At 31.9% G+C, this 14,396-nt stretch carries 17 protein-coding genes; 6 read left to right on the forward strand and 11 right to left on the reverse strand.

Annotation, left to right across the window (positions count from 1 at the left end; translation table 11 throughout):
• Window positions 1-18 precede the first annotated feature (18 nt).
• A complete protein-coding gene (gene rnhC, locus MHH94_RS09155; RefSeq protein ID WP_058591327.1) occupies window positions 19-945 on the forward strand; it encodes a ribonuclease HIII in 927 nt (308 codons plus the stop codon).
• A gap of 175 nt (window positions 946-1,120) precedes the next feature.
• On the opposite strand, the gene pheT is transcribed toward rnhC, so the two are convergent.
• The 5 genes from pheT to MHH94_RS09180 all read right to left on the reverse strand — a co-directional run bounded on the left by pheT (window position 1,121) and on the right by MHH94_RS09180 (window position 6,499).
• A complete protein-coding gene (gene pheT, locus MHH94_RS09160; protein ID WP_058591326.1) occupies window positions 1,121-3,526 on the reverse strand; it encodes a phenylalanine--tRNA ligase subunit beta in 2,406 nt (801 codons plus the stop codon).
• Complete coding sequence (gene pheS, locus MHH94_RS09165; protein WP_025904636.1) at window positions 3,526-4,584, reverse strand: phenylalanine--tRNA ligase subunit alpha; 1,059 nt, start codon at window positions 4,582-4,584, stop codon at window positions 3,526-3,528. Before pheS ends, pheT begins: the two co-directional genes overlap by 1 nt.
• Window positions 4,585-4,881: 297 nt before the next feature.
• Window positions 4,882-5,622, reverse strand: coding sequence for a TrmH family RNA methyltransferase (locus MHH94_RS09170; protein ID WP_058591325.1), 741 nt, complete (start codon window positions 5,620-5,622; stop codon window positions 4,882-4,884).
• A 122-nt stretch (window positions 5,623-5,744) separates the two neighbouring features.
• Window positions 5,745-5,918: a 50S ribosomal protein L32 gene (gene rpmF / locus MHH94_RS09175; RefSeq protein WP_025904638.1), complete on the reverse strand. Its 174-nt coding sequence runs from the start codon at window positions 5,916-5,918 to the stop codon at window positions 5,745-5,747.
• A gap of 38 nt (window positions 5,919-5,956) precedes the next feature.
• Window positions 5,957-6,499, reverse strand: coding sequence for a YceD family protein (locus MHH94_RS09180; RefSeq protein WP_025904639.1), 543 nt, complete (start codon window positions 6,497-6,499; stop codon window positions 5,957-5,959).
• A gap of 125 nt (window positions 6,500-6,624) precedes the next feature.
• Here MHH94_RS09180 and MHH94_RS09185 point away from each other — a divergent pair, with 125 nt between their 5' ends.
• Window positions 6,625-7,770, forward strand: coding sequence for a nucleotidyltransferase (locus MHH94_RS09185; RefSeq protein WP_058591324.1), 1,146 nt, complete (start codon window positions 6,625-6,627; stop codon window positions 7,768-7,770).
• Window positions 7,771-7,789: 19 nt separating this feature from the next.
• On the opposite strand, the gene coaD is transcribed toward MHH94_RS09185, so the two are convergent.
• Both coaD and rsmD read right to left on the reverse strand, forming a co-directional pair.
• Window positions 7,790-8,284 carry a pantetheine-phosphate adenylyltransferase gene (gene coaD, locus MHH94_RS09190; protein ID WP_037587476.1) on the reverse strand — a complete coding sequence of 165 codons (495 nt, stop codon included), beginning with the start codon at window positions 8,282-8,284 and terminating at the stop codon, window positions 7,790-7,792.
• Complete coding sequence (gene rsmD, locus MHH94_RS09195) at window positions 8,277-8,831, reverse strand: 16S rRNA (guanine(966)-N(2))-methyltransferase RsmD (protein WP_058592394.1); 555 nt, start codon at window positions 8,829-8,831, stop codon at window positions 8,277-8,279. The genes coaD and rsmD overlap by 8 nt, the downstream gene beginning before the upstream one ends.
• Window positions 8,832-8,912: 81 nt before the next feature.
• Between rsmD and MHH94_RS09200 the strand changes: the two genes are divergently transcribed.
• Window positions 8,913-9,302: a DUF7147 family protein gene (locus MHH94_RS09200; protein WP_058592395.1), complete on the forward strand. Its 390-nt coding sequence runs from the start codon at window positions 8,913-8,915 to the stop codon at window positions 9,300-9,302.
• On the opposite strand, the gene MHH94_RS09205 is transcribed toward MHH94_RS09200, so the two are convergent.
• On the reverse strand, window positions 9,303-9,569 hold the full coding sequence (locus tag MHH94_RS09205; protein WP_037587474.1) for a YlbG family protein: 267 nt from the start codon (window positions 9,567-9,569) through the stop codon (window positions 9,303-9,305). It lies immediately after the preceding gene.
• Between the two features lie 158 nt (window positions 9,570-9,727).
• Between MHH94_RS09205 and MHH94_RS09210 the strand changes: the two genes are divergently transcribed.
• Complete coding sequence (locus tag MHH94_RS09210; RefSeq protein ID WP_048542289.1) at window positions 9,728-10,642, forward strand: glycerophosphodiester phosphodiesterase; 915 nt, start codon at window positions 9,728-9,730, stop codon at window positions 10,640-10,642.
• A 50-nt stretch (window positions 10,643-10,692) separates the two neighbouring features.
• Here MHH94_RS09210 and MHH94_RS09215 read toward each other — a convergent pair whose 3' ends face one another.
• Complete coding sequence (locus MHH94_RS09215; protein WP_048542287.1) at window positions 10,693-11,133, reverse strand: YlbF family regulator; 441 nt, start codon at window positions 11,131-11,133, stop codon at window positions 10,693-10,695.
• 14 nt (window positions 11,134-11,147) lie between these two features.
• On the reverse strand, window positions 11,148-12,215 hold the full coding sequence (locus MHH94_RS09220) for a CAP-associated domain-containing protein (RefSeq protein WP_048542285.1): 1,068 nt from the start codon (window positions 12,213-12,215) through the stop codon (window positions 11,148-11,150).
• Between the two features lie 168 nt (window positions 12,216-12,383).
• Here MHH94_RS09220 and MHH94_RS09225 point away from each other — a divergent pair, with 168 nt between their 5' ends.
• Window positions 12,384-12,755 (forward strand): YugN family protein, encoded by a 372-nt coding sequence (locus MHH94_RS09225; protein ID WP_048542283.1) that lies wholly within the window; start codon window positions 12,384-12,386, stop codon window positions 12,753-12,755.
• A gap of 80 nt (window positions 12,756-12,835) precedes the next feature.
• Complete coding sequence (ytvI, locus tag MHH94_RS09230; protein ID WP_048542280.1) at window positions 12,836-13,882, forward strand: sporulation integral membrane protein YtvI; 1,047 nt, start codon at window positions 12,836-12,838, stop codon at window positions 13,880-13,882.
• A gap of 51 nt (window positions 13,883-13,933) precedes the next feature.
• On the opposite strand, the gene MHH94_RS09235 is transcribed toward ytvI, so the two are convergent.
• Window positions 13,934-14,395 carry a DUF420 domain-containing protein gene (locus MHH94_RS09235; protein ID WP_037587463.1) on the reverse strand — a complete coding sequence of 154 codons (462 nt, stop codon included), beginning with the start codon at window positions 14,393-14,395 and terminating at the stop codon, window positions 13,934-13,936.
• Window position 14,396 lies beyond the last annotated feature (1 nt).

Here is a 14,396-nt window from a genome sequence, read left to right on the forward strand (position 1 = left end):
AAAAGGCAGGACTTAAAAGTGGCAAACATCGTAAAAACAATTGACTCCAATACAATCAATCAACTTATAAAACAATATAATATGGAAACAAAGAACTTACCAACTGGCACTTTAGCCCGCAAGAAAATAAAAAGTACACAAGTCCAAATATACCGTTCAAAAAAAATAATGTTTCAAGGTAAAGATGCAGAACAAGTAGCAAGTGAAGTGCTTAAACAAAACATTACGTCATCACCATCTAAAGCAACAACTGTTACAAAAAAATATGAATTTGATATACATAATACAATTGGTAGTGATGAAGCAGGAAGTGGCGATTATTTTGGACCACTCACAGTATGTGCAACATACGTATCTAAACAAAACGCTAAAATTTTAAAAGAAATTGGTGTGATGGACTCCAAGTCTTTAACTGACCCTAAAATTGTAGAACTAGCTGAACAAATAATACAAATATGCCCTCATTCTCTAATTGTACTTGATAATCCCAACTACAATACAAAGCAATCAGAAGGTTGGAGCCAAGTTAAGATGAAAGCAGTCCTTCACAATCAAGCTATTAAAAATGTCATCTCACGAATAGACGAACAAGAATTAGAACAAATTGTGATTGATCAGTTCGTGCAAGCAAGCACATATGAGCGATATATTATTGGTCAAATGCCACGTAAAGACATTACACACTTTGAAACAAAAGGTGAATCAAAATCAATCGCAATTGCAGCAGCAAGTATTATCGCAAGATATGCATTTGTTAAACACATGGATCAATTAGCAAAATCTTTAAATGTCATTATTCCTAAAGGTGCAAGTAATAAAGTAGATCTAGAAGCAGCAAAAATCGTCCAAAAATATGACATGCAACAGTTAGATAAAATTACGAAAACACATTTTAAAAATAGAGATAAAGTATTAGACCTTATTAATCGAAAAAGGAGAAATTAATATGTTACTTATCACATTCAGTTGGCAAGTCATTCTTACCCTAATCATTATTTGCTATTTAATTTGGTTTATCGGTAAACAACTTACAAATTCAACAAACAAAAGAAAAAAATAATATAAAAACACAGCAACCCGATATGAATCTTCAGATTGCTGTGTTTTTTATTTATATCTCTTATGCTCTTAATGTAGCACCATTTTGTTCTAATGCTGTTAAGATTTGCTCGTGTACTGCTGAAACTTTATCTTCTGTTAGTGTTTCATTAACGTCTAAATAATCTAAGCGAATTGCGACCGATTTCTTGCCTGGTTCCATATGTTCACCTTCATAAACGTCAAATACTTCTGCGTGATTTAATATATCTGCACCATTTTCATTGATTGTATGAATAAGTGTAGCTGCCGTAACTTCTGTGTTAACAACAAGTGCAATATCTCTTGAAACTCCTGGGAATTTTGGAATAGCTTCGTATTCAATTTTGCCGACAGGTTGTTTTAAGATTTTTGTGAAGTTTAATTCAAACACATAAGTGCGGTCTAAGTCGTTTTCTTTTTCAACTTTAGGATGTAGCTCTGCTATTAAACCAACAACTTCTTCATTTAATTTAACGTATGCTGTTCTACCTGGATGTAATAAGTCTAATGTCGTCGCTTCATATGTGAACGTTAAGTTTAATTGTTCTGCAATACGTTCTACAATACCTTTTACTAAGAAGAAATCAACTGGCTCATCTTTTTGTTGCCATTTGTTACCTGTATATTGTCCTGTTAAAATACCACTTAAAAATTCAATTTCTGTTGGTAATTGATCTTTTGCGTTACTATAGAACACTTTACCAAGTTCATATAGAGCAACGTTTTTATTTTTACGTGCTACATTATAACGTGTAGCGTCAACAAGTCTAGGTAATAAACTTTGACGTAATACAGCTTGATCTTCACTCATAGGCATCATAAGTTCTACAACTTCTTGTTGTTCTATAGTATAGTTTTGAGCGATATCTTTATGAACTAATGAATACGTAATCGCTTGGTCTAATCCAGCACCTTCAAGAATTTCTTTAACTTTTCGTGTCTTCAATTGGTTATCGGTTAAATAGCCAGCAGTTGCATTATCAAAGTTTGGCAATGTCGAAGGTAATTGATCATATCCATAAATACGCGCAACCTCTTCGATTAAGTCCGCTTTAATCGAAATATCATTTCTTCTTGATGGCACTTCTACTTTAAAGGCATCTTCAGATACAATCGTTTCAAATCCTAAACGATTAAATATTGTATTAATTTCATCTGTAGAAAGATCGAAACCGATTAATTGGTTAACATCTTGTGTCGTAATGTCTATCGTACGAGACCATTCTGGTAAAGTACCGTCTGATACTACTTCGCTTAACACAGTTCCACCAGCAATATCTTGTAATAATTTTGCTGCTCTATCTAAAGCATCAAGTACTCTTTCACTCGCAATACCTTTTTCGAATCTGCTTGAAGCTTCACTTCTTAAGCCTAATCGTCTTGATGTTTGTCTAACATTTGTAGCATTAAATAATGCGCTTTCGATTACGACATTTTGAGTGTTTTCTGTAACTTCTGAGAAATCGCCACCCATTACACCAGCGATTGCAATTGGTTCTTCACCGTTTGTTATAACGAGGTCTGAAGTTAGTAGTTCTCTCTCAACATTATCTAATGTCGTGATTTTTTCATTTTCATGTGCGTAACGTGCAACAATTTGATCTGACCCAATTTGATCTTGATCAAACATGTGTAACGGTTGACCATACTCTAAAAGTACGTAATTCGAAACATCTACCACGTTGTTAATTGGACGGATGCCAGCTTTCATTAATCTAGACTGCATCCATGATGGTGATGCAGCAATTGTTACATTCTTAACAACTCTCGCTGCATAAAATGGAACACCTTCTTGATCTTGAACAGTCACTGATAATGATTGACTAGCTTGTTCTTCAGATTCATCTAAAGAAGTATTTGGGTATTGTATGTCATTGCCATATAATGCACTTACTTCATGCGCAGCACCAAGCATACTTAAACAGTCTGCTCTATTTGGTGTCAAATCAAAGTCTAATACATCGTCATTTAATAATAATGCTTCTAGTGCATCACTACCAGGCGTTGGTTCGTTTGAGAAGACGTAAATGCCATCTGCATATTTTTTAGGCATCACATTTGCATCGATACCTATTTCTTGTAATGAACAAATCATACCTTCTGATACTTCACCACGTAATTTAGCTCTTTTAATTTTAACGCCACCAGGTAAACGGCCACCTACTCTTACAACGATGACATATTGATCTTTATCTACATTTGGTGCACCGCAAACGATTTGTACGGGGTCTTCTTCACCTACATCCACTTTACAAATATTCAGTTTATCTGCTTCTGGATGTTTTTCTTTAGAAAGCACATATCCAACGACTAATTTTTTAATATCGTCTCCATAATGTGTAACACTATCAACTTCAATACCACTTCTTGTAATTTTCTCCGCTAAATCTTCAGTATTAGCATCTATATTTATATATTCACTTAACCACTCTTTACTTACTAACATTATGCTTCACCACCATCTTCTACAGGCTTAAATTGTTCTAAAAATCTCACGTCATTTGTATAGAAATGTCTAATATCTTCAATTCCATATTTCAACATTGCCATTCTGTCTGGTCCTAAACCAAAAGCAAATCCAGAATATTTATTTGAATCAAATCCTGCCATTTCTAATACATTTGGATGTACCATTCCTGAACCAAGAACTTCTATCCAACCTGTTTGTTTACAAACGTTACATCCTTTACCTTTACATTTGAAACATGACACATCTACTTCAACTGACGGTTCAGTGAACGGGAAGAAACTTGGTCTTAACCTAATTTCACGATCTTTACCAAATAATTTACGTGCTAATAATTCTAATGTTCCTTTTAAGTCACTCATTTTGATATTTTCAGCTACGACTAAACCTTCAATTTGTGTGAATTGATGACTGTGTGTCGCATCATCAGAGTCTCTACGGTAAACTTTACCTGGACAGATAATTTTAACTGGTCCAACACCATTACGTTTTTCTAAAGTTCTCGCTTGTACAGGTGATGTATGTGTACGCATTAAGATTTCTTCTGAAATATAAAAAGTATCTTGCATATCACGCGCTGGATGAGACTTTGGTAAATTAAGTGCTTCAAAGTTATAATAGTCAGATTCTACTTCATAACCTTCAACGATTTCATAACCTAAACCAATAAATAAATCTTCTAAATCTTCATTGATTTTAGTTAGTGGATGTTTCGCACCTAAACTTACTTTTCTACCAGGTAACGTTACATCGATTGTTTCATTCTCTAATTGTTGGTTTAATGCTTCCTCTTCTAAAAGTACTTGTTTAGCTTCGATTTCTTTCTCAACAGCTTTACGTACTTCGTTCACAAGTTGACCGAATTCTGGTCTTTCTTCTTTAGGTAATTCTTTCATTTCTTTCATAAGGCCTGTAATAACGCCTTTTTTACCTAAATAATTTACTTTCACGTCTTGTAATGATCTTTCTGCTTTTGCTTCATTAATTCTTACAAGCGCATCTTGTCTTAATTCAGATAACTTTTCTCGTAATGACATATATATCCTCCTATTTTGGTCGAAAAAAAGACTTCGCCTCCTCAAATATAGAGGGACGAAGTCTTCCGTGGTACCACCCAAATTTATACATAGTTATGCATACACTTATATGTTGATAACGGATCTACATTCCGACTTAAATTTCTTTAAGTAGCTAAAAAGATGAAAAAAATTAAGTTACAACATAGGATTTTTCAGTCTCGAATCCATTCCCTTGTCATGTGTAAACATTAATTTACGTCCTTTTGTAAGCTCATATTGATTATGAAATCATTATATTAAATATTATATAATTGGTCAACCTTTCAAATGATAAAGCAAGATACCACAAGAAACAGCGACATTTAAACTTTCAGCTTTGCCATATAGCGGTATATGAAGATTCTTGGTCGTTTGTTCAAGTATTGCTGAATCAACGCCTGCCCCCTCATTACCCATAATTAATGCAAAGTTTGAATGACTTTTTACTTCTCGATATTCAACTGCATTTTGAAGACTTGTTCCATAAGTTTCGCCATCAAATTGTTCCATAAATTCAAATATATCTTCCTCAACAACTGGTAAATGAAAGACACTACCTTGTGAAGCACGTAATACTTTATCTTGATACGGATCTGCACTACCTTTTGAATAAACAACAGCGTCCATACCTGCAGCGTCAGCGTTACGAATCAATGCGCCCATATTACCTGGATCTTGAACTCTATCTAATACAAGGACTTGCTTAAAATTACTCGTTTCATATGTAGGCATCTCAACAACCGCAAATATACCTTGAGGTGTCGTTGTGTCTGATAATGATTCCGCTACTTTAAAATTAATGACATATACTTCCTTTGCATATTCAACAATTTTCTCATCAACTCTTGCATAATCTACTGCTAATAACGTAACGATAGTCAGTTGACTATGGTAAGCTTCTTCGATTAAATGAAAGCCTTCAATAAGAAATTGTCCTTGTTTAACACGTTCTTTTTTCTTTTTTAATTTATTCATTTGTTTAATTTTATTATTTTGAACTGAAGTAATTTCTTCCATAGTAACGCCTCATCTTCTCATTATGATATAAAATTATTATAAACGAAAAAAGACTGCCAACAAAGTCAAAGACATTGATGACAGTCTTAAGCACCTTAGTTTAGGTGTTTAAATATTAATTATTATTTAGAAACGACTTCTTTACCCTTGTATGATCCACATGCTTTACATACACGGTGAGATAATTTCATTTCTCCACAGTTTGAACATTCTACCATACCTGGTACTGAGATTTTGAAATGCGTACGACGTTTTCTTTTAGCTGTTTTTGAAGTTCTTCTAGCTGGAACTGCCATGTCTTATTCCTCCTTAAATTTTATAAACACTTTTCCGATTATTTTTCGTCATCGAAGAATTGTTGTAATTTTTGAAGTCTTGGATCAACTTTCTTTTCAGTTTCTTGTTCTGAATCTTCGGTTGACTCAATTTGATCTTCGCCAATAACTTCCCAACCATCGCCTGCCATTGAAATATCTTCGCTACCTTCAGAGAATACTTGTAACGGTTTCTCTAAAATAACAAGTTCTTCAATGATTGGTAATAAATTAATCATGCCGCCTTCGAGTTTATGTCTCAATTCGTCATCATCATTATTACTTTCACTAAATTCATCTAGCTCAAATATTTCTACTGATGTAGTATCAAATGGTAGCTCTACTGGCTTTAAAGTACGGGCACATGGTAACGTCAATACACCATTAATGTCAAGATTGACAATTATCTCATGCATTCGCACTTGAACGTCTCCTGTTACTTTTATTGGAGATATATCGATAAGTTCATCTACCCTATCAATAAGGTATTTCATATCGATTTCTTTATCAAAAGTAAATGGTTCGTTTTGGTATTTTTTAAGTTGTGTTATTGACCACTTCATCTGGGTTCACCTCTTACAAACACAAAAATTATTGTAACCTTAACGACAATGTTTGTCAAGATTTTTTCTTAACATTCATTATCTGATACAATACTTATGATGAAGTGAAATGGGAGGAAATGCAAATGAAAAGTGTTGCTTTAATAACAGAATATAATCCATTTCATAATGGGCATGTATATCACGCAGAATCTTCTAGAAAATTAACAGAAAGTGATGTTGCTATTTCTATTATGAGTGGTTCTTTTACAATGCGTGGAGAACCAGCAATTTTAAGTAAGTTCAAGCGGGCTGAAATGGCTATTCAATATGTAGATTTAGTCATTGAATTGCCTCTTGTATATGCCATATCATCTGGTGATTTATTTGCTAAAGGCAGCGTTCAAATAGCAGAACAACTTGGATGTAACACATTATCTTTCGGTAGTGAATCAGGAAATATTGATGATATTAAAAAGGTCATACACGAAATAGACCAAGTATCTAAAAGTGATAAATATAAGCATATGCTTAAAGAAGGTAAATCACATCCTAGAATCATTTCAGAATTAATACCTCATAATCAAATGCTTAAAGGTTCAAATAATTTACTCGCAATTGAATATGTGAAACATATTATGCAACATAACTTAGCAATAGAACCGACAACAATTAAAAGAAAAGACAATATGTATTTAGATGCTCACTTAAACGAAACCACACACATTTCAAGTGCGACTTCTATACGTAACGCCTATTTCAAACATGACGATACATATCAATTAAGTTTACCGACAACAAGTTCAAATATATTAAAGCACGCTCATGCAGTCAACTGGGATCACTTTTTCCCATTTTTAAAATGGACCTTATTAAGAGCTACTCATGAAGAATTGAGAAACATATATATGATGACTGAAGGATTAGAATTCAAAGTAAAAAAAGAAATTAAAGATAGTATGAACTTTGAAATGTTTGTACAAAAACTCAAATCTAAAAGATATACGTGGACAAGAATACAACGCTTGTTAACCGCAATTTTGTTAAACGTTACGAATGAACAAGTTTCTGATTATAATCCAACTGCGATACGTGTACTTGCAATGTCTAAAAAAGGACAAGCTTATTTAAAATCTATTAAAGATGAATGTCCATTACCTATCGTCACAAATGTTAATAAACAAACTGCTATTCACTTCACAAATGAAATAAAAGCAACAGATTTATATCAATATATTTCAGGTGATTCTGATACTGATTTTAATAAACCAGTCATAATAAAAAACGCATGACATATGCATGCGTTTTTTATTATGACTCTTTATTTTTAATTTTTTCTTTCAATGCTTTATTCACATTTTCAGGAACAAATTCCGAAATATCGCCGTCAAATTGAGCAACTTCTTTCACAACACTTGAACTTATAAATGAATAATGATTATTTGTCATCATATATAATGTTTCAATGTCGTCATCTAATTTTTTATTCATAGATGTCAATTGCATTTCATACTCAAAGTCACTAACAGCTCTTAATCCTCTTACAATCGTGTTAGCATTTATTTCTTTACAAAAGTCTACAAGTAAACCATGAAATGAATGAACCACTATGTTTGGTACATCTTGTACCGCTTCTTTAATCAATTCAACACGTTCTTCTGTACTAAATAAGCCTTTTTTAGAACCATTTTTCAATACAGAAACATGAATCTCATCAAAAATTTTAGCACTACGCTTAATAATATCAATATGTCCTAATGTTATTGGATCAAAGCTACCTGGAACAACTGCTATTCTCTTAGTCATTGTCTTCTCCTTTTGTTAGCAACATAACATGCGTCAGTCCATATTCATACTTTTTAAGAACTTTAAACGCACCCGTATCTATGTCTTCACTTTTATCAAATTCGCAAATTATTGTACCATTTACATTTAATAAGTCAAACGCCTGAATTTTTTCTAATGATTGATCTATAAGCGATTTCCTATATGGTGGATCTAGAAATATATAATCAAACTTAATGTCGCGCTTATTTAAAGCTTTTAACGCTCTAATTGCATCATTTTTATAAACTTCGTATTGAGTTTCAGATATATGTAATGTATTTAAATTTTCTTTTATCATTTTAGTCGCTTTGAAATTACCGTCCACAAAAATCACTTTATCTAAACCTCTAGATAATCCTTCGATACCAAGTCCACCGCTGCCAGCAAACAAATCTAACCCAATACCTTCTAAATCTTGAAGGCCATTAAAGATATTCTCTTTCACTTTATCTGTTGTCGGTCTCGTTGATTGACCATCTATTGTTTTTATATGAAGTCTCTTGTATTTTCCACCTATTACTCTCAATGTTAATCATCACTTTCTTTATTATTAATTATTATTTATACTTATCCATATAGTATTTAAACGAAAACGAGGTTTATAAAAATGAAACAATCATTTATCGTCATCGGTCATGGTCTAACTGATTTATTTGAATTTCAAACGTTAATCGAATATAACCATGAACGTATTTCCGACATTATTATGTTACATACACCATTATCTAAAGAGAAACTATCTTCAGCTTGTATCATTATGAAGCCTACTAAAGGTCAACATTTCCAAGCGATTTACATGATAATGGAAGGTATAAAATATCCTTACCCTGATTCAAATAAGAAGTTTGATTTAATCAATAAATGGGCAAATGCATATCACATACAAGTTAAAGGTCTAGATGTTAAATCTCGTGCTGATTTCGCTGAAGATGAACTTTACTTCGCCTATTTAAAAGGTGTATTAAGACTTGAAAGATACTTGCCACCGCTTCAATAGTTAAAAGTTTAAATACTCTTTTTTGTCCGTATTCGAATTAGAGTAATCTCTTTTAACATATTTAAATGGTGAGACTTTTACATCTTTAACATATTTTAGTTTCATTAAATGTTGAACAGTGTCATCTATTTTATCTTCATTTGTATATAACATGACGTATTGTTCTTTTCTATGTGCAAAGTATATATTACCAAACTTGCGTAATTGTCGTTCGTGTTTCATATTTTTTAAATATACGACAATACTTATTCGTTCTACTAATTCCATCAAAATAACCTCCTAACGCTTTTTATTTTTATATTAGCACTTTCTATAAAATGATGAAAGAAGATAACTTCAAGCGTATGTGACTTGCTTTCTTATCTTAAATCAATTTGATAGAATATATATAAGTCTTTATTTGCATTTCGAAAGGATAGGATAACATGTCAAAAATTAATTTATTAAAAACAACAGGTCTTATCGGAGGCATTGTTGCAGGTTCTTGGATTGTGACAAAAGCAACATCAAACGTTAAACCTCGTACAATTAAACCATTCTTTACACAACCAGCTCCTTATGTATTCGCTCATCGTGGAGGCATGGCATTAAGACCAGAACATACACGCTTAGCTTTTGATCATGCACTAAAATACGAAGTAACTGGATTTGAAGTAGATGTTCGACTTACTAAAGACGAAGTACTTGTCGTAACACATGACAATACTGTTGATCGTACAAGTAACGGTTCAGGGTATATAGGTGATCATACATTAGAAGAACTACGTCAATTAGATTTCGGTTACCACTTCAAAGATATTAATAACGAGCATCCTTATAGAGGAGATGCAAAAGCTAAAATCGTCACTTTAAAAGAGCTATTAACTGAATATCCAGATGTCTTAGTAAATATAGATATTAAAGATCATCCTGAGTCATATAGCGGTAGTTTAGCACCTTCTCACTTATACCGTTTAATTACAGAACTTAAAGCTGAAGATCGTGTTAATATTACGAGTTTCTATGATGAACAAATTGATCGCTTTAATTTATATGCTCAAGATTCTATTGCGTTGGGGACAGGACAAAGCGAAGTAGCAAAAGCTTTCTTAGCTTATCAATCAGGATATGGTCATACGTATCAACCTAAATCTGATACATTCCAAATACCAACACAAGCTAAAGGTCTTCCGTTAGACTCTGAAGGTTTCATTCAATTTTTAACATCACTTAATATATCTGTTGCTTATTGGGTTGTAAATCAAATCGATACAATGGACGATTTAATCCAAAAAGGTGCACATACGATTGTAACTGATCGCCCAGATACTGCGCACTTCTTAATTAAAAAACACTACTAATTTAAAAAGCTTTCCATCTGTCTAATGACAAATGGAAAGCTTTTTTTATGTTATGTTGAACAGCCACAAGATCCACCAGTAGAACAACCGCCACCGTGTGATTCGCTACTAAAGAATGGATTACCCGTATCCACTTTAACATTGCTTGAAACTGAATAAGAAACAATGCTAATCACTTCATCTAATAAATCTTGTAACGCAGTTTCTTTAGTCTTAAATTCAGAAACAACTGGATGCATTTCATATGCTCTCTTTTGTTGTCTTGTTTCTTTCATTACTCTATTGTAATCAGGATGATATCTACCAAATCTTAAACAATCATCATAATGTGATTTAATTTGATCAAATTTTTGCCTTAATATTTTAACTTCAAAATTTGTTTCAAGTTGATGTTTTGCTTCGAGATATTCTTGATAAATATATGAATCCTTAATACATGCGCTTAATTCATCTGATTGATCAAGTATATCAACTGTTTCTGCAGTAAACATAATATGATTCCCCCTTATTCTTTATTTTCTTTGAAAACAAGTGAATAGTATTCGCGAGAATTACCAGCACCAAATTCATCATATTGACTACCTAATAACTTTTCTCTATAGGTGTTGTTGTTTAACCAGCTATTAATAAGTGTTGGTACATCATAGAAATTGTAAGCTAAATTTTGGTTAATGGATTCATATTCAATCTTTTGATTATTGATATGTTTTGTAATGCCATCTTCTAATGATTTAACTGCTTCTTCCTCATTGATATCATCTTCAATTAAATCTGCTTCCATTTGTGTTATATACGTAAGTTGATCATTAATCTGTAATGGTTTGACATCTTTCATCTCTCTAATTTCATTAACGATTTCAAGAAGTGATAAATCTTTATTTATATGAGCTTGAAAGTCTTGTTTGTCTGTTCTCTTTAGTTTGTTATCTTTATCACCATTTATTTTAGACATTGAAAAAGGTGCATTTTCAATAACAACATCTGAATCCATAAACTGTACACCCATAACTTCATTTGTTTCACTATCAATTAAGACCTGTGTATAAACATTACCATATTTAATCAGTAATTGTGTCTTAATATCACGTTCAGATAACTCTAATTGATATTTTCCATATGTACTTTCAATAACTGGTTCCATATCTATATTTGTACCATTGAAAATCTTTGTTGCATCTTGTTTCATTTTAATCGGTGAAACATTCACTTTATTTCCTGTAGCAAATACTGAAGAGACTTTATCATTTTTAGTAGATATTAAATAATAATGCTCTTTATTTTTGAAGACATAATTCTTTCGACCGTGCTCTGCCTTATATACCCTATCTGGTTGTCCTAAATCATTTATAACTTCTTTAATATTTTTATAGACATATGTACCTACGCCTTCTTTCAACTTTGCATTACCAGTTGATTTTTCAGCTTGCTGCTCATAATAATTCTCATTTGCTTTATCATGAGAGTAGTTAGGATTCTTTAAAACATCAAATTCTAATTTAGGTGAATAGAATAAATAAAAGAGTACAATGATTAAAATAGTTATTGCTACAACTTTTATGATAATATTTTTCAACTATTTACCTCCTCATTTATTCCTATATTCAATTATATCATTTTACAGGAAAACATTTACCTAAATCAATCGAAATGTTGTCATATTTGTTAAATATAAATGTACATTGCAACATTGGCGCTTTTATCATAAAATAAACTTAAAGGTACTTAGAGGGAGGAAAAATACATGGTATTTGATAATACAGGTCTTGAAAAGGTTATCATAGAACAAGAGCTATTAAAAGATGTTATGAATAAACATGGTTTTATTGCTGGAGGACATTGGGATTATGAACGTATCACTTATGATTTTAAATATGAAATAAGTGAAGGCGTCTATTACCTAAGAATTCCTGGTTATGCACTTAAAGGGGACATCGGTGCCAATAACGCAACAATTCAATTAATGGATCCATATCTCGGTAAACACTACTATCCAACAGGTGTAGAATATGGAGATGATGAAGTTTACCCAGATAATTTAGTTGCACATTGTAACTTACTAATTGAACGTATCACATCAGATATTAATGCATTAAATACATTAGGTACGCATTAATTAAAATAATACTAACAGAGTAGAGACGTGATATTTCACGTCTCTTTATTTTTATATAAATGAGCAAAGAGGTTATCATTATGAAAAAATGGATAAACAAACGAAACATAAGCATATTCATCATTATAGTTTTATCTATTCTATTTATTTATTTCATTTTACCGATATCAATTCCTTTAATAACAGCACTTGTTATCGCATTAGCGCTCAATCCACTTGTTAATAAATTAGCACATAAAATTAAAAGCCGAAAATGGAGCGTTACGATTATTTATACGTTACTCCTCACAATAACAGGATTTATTATATTTTTATTTTTAACAAAATTAATAGACCAGATTGTACTATTTATTAAAGATTTACCTAATAAAATTAATATTCTCATCACTGTAATTGAACAATATAACGACAAAATGAAAGCTATATTACCCGATGAAATGGCAGTAACAATCAACAAAGAACTACAGAATTTTGTTGCTTCATTGAGAGATTCAATCGCAAATTATTTAAGTGTTGAAAACATAACAGAAGTTGTATCTTCTTTACCAGGTTTCATTATAAGCCTTGTTGTATTTCTTGTAGCATTATTCTTATTTATGCTAGAAATACCTAATATTCATAAATTTATAAAGCAACATCTTTATCCGTCGACTTATCATGAAGTTTATAAAATATACAATAAAATAGGTCATTCTATTATCGGGATGATATCTGCTACTGTTGTATTAAGCTTTATAACTTGGTTATTTACTTATGTTGGTCTATTGATTATCGGCGTTGACTCAGCGTTTGTCATCAGTTTATTTATATGGTTTATAGACATCTTACCGATTATTGGTGCGACAGGTTTTACAATTCCGTGGGCAATCTACGCATATATAGTTGGAGATTCGACACTCGGTATCCAACTGATTATTCTATCTGTTATTTTACTCGTTCAAAGAAAAATATTAGAACCTAAAATATTCGGTACGGGTGTCGGTTTATCTCCATTACCCACTTTAATATCCATGTTTATCGGTTTAAAATTACTCGGCTTTATTGGATTCTTTATCGGACCATTATTCTTAATTGTCATCAAAACGATACTAGAATCTGGTCTTATCAAAACAGACTTTAAAATATAATATGAGCAAAAAACCTCTCAATCCGTTATAAGCAGATTGAGAGGTTTTAATTTAATGTCCTAAAATTGCTTTTATCATAGATGTTGTATCTCCACCGTGATAGAACACATATAATAATAAATAAACGGCAACACCTGTAATAGCTGTACAGAACCAAATAATAGATGTTACTGGCCCAAATTTACGGTGTCTATCCAGTTTATTCGTCCAACCTAAATAAATCGTATAGATCCCCATCACTGCCCCGACAGTCGCTAGCGTTATATGGAAAATCAAGAAAATTGTATAATAAATCTTAATATTATCCGGTCCACCAAATGAAGTATTTCCAATAAATACTGTTCTACTAGCATAAATGGTAAAGAATACGACTGCAGCAACTGCAGCAGATATCATAAATTTTTTATGTGTTTCAATTTTTCGTTGTGCAATAAAGTACCATCCAATAGCAACTAAAATTGCGCTTAATACGATGAAAGTTGTACTTATTGTCGGTAAAATTGGTAAATTCATT

The sequence above is a fragment of the Mammaliicoccus sp. FSL K6-3158 genome (assembly GCF_038005105.1).
Taxonomy (GTDB): domain Bacteria; phylum Bacillota; class Bacilli; order Staphylococcales; family Staphylococcaceae; genus Mammaliicoccus; species Mammaliicoccus sciuri.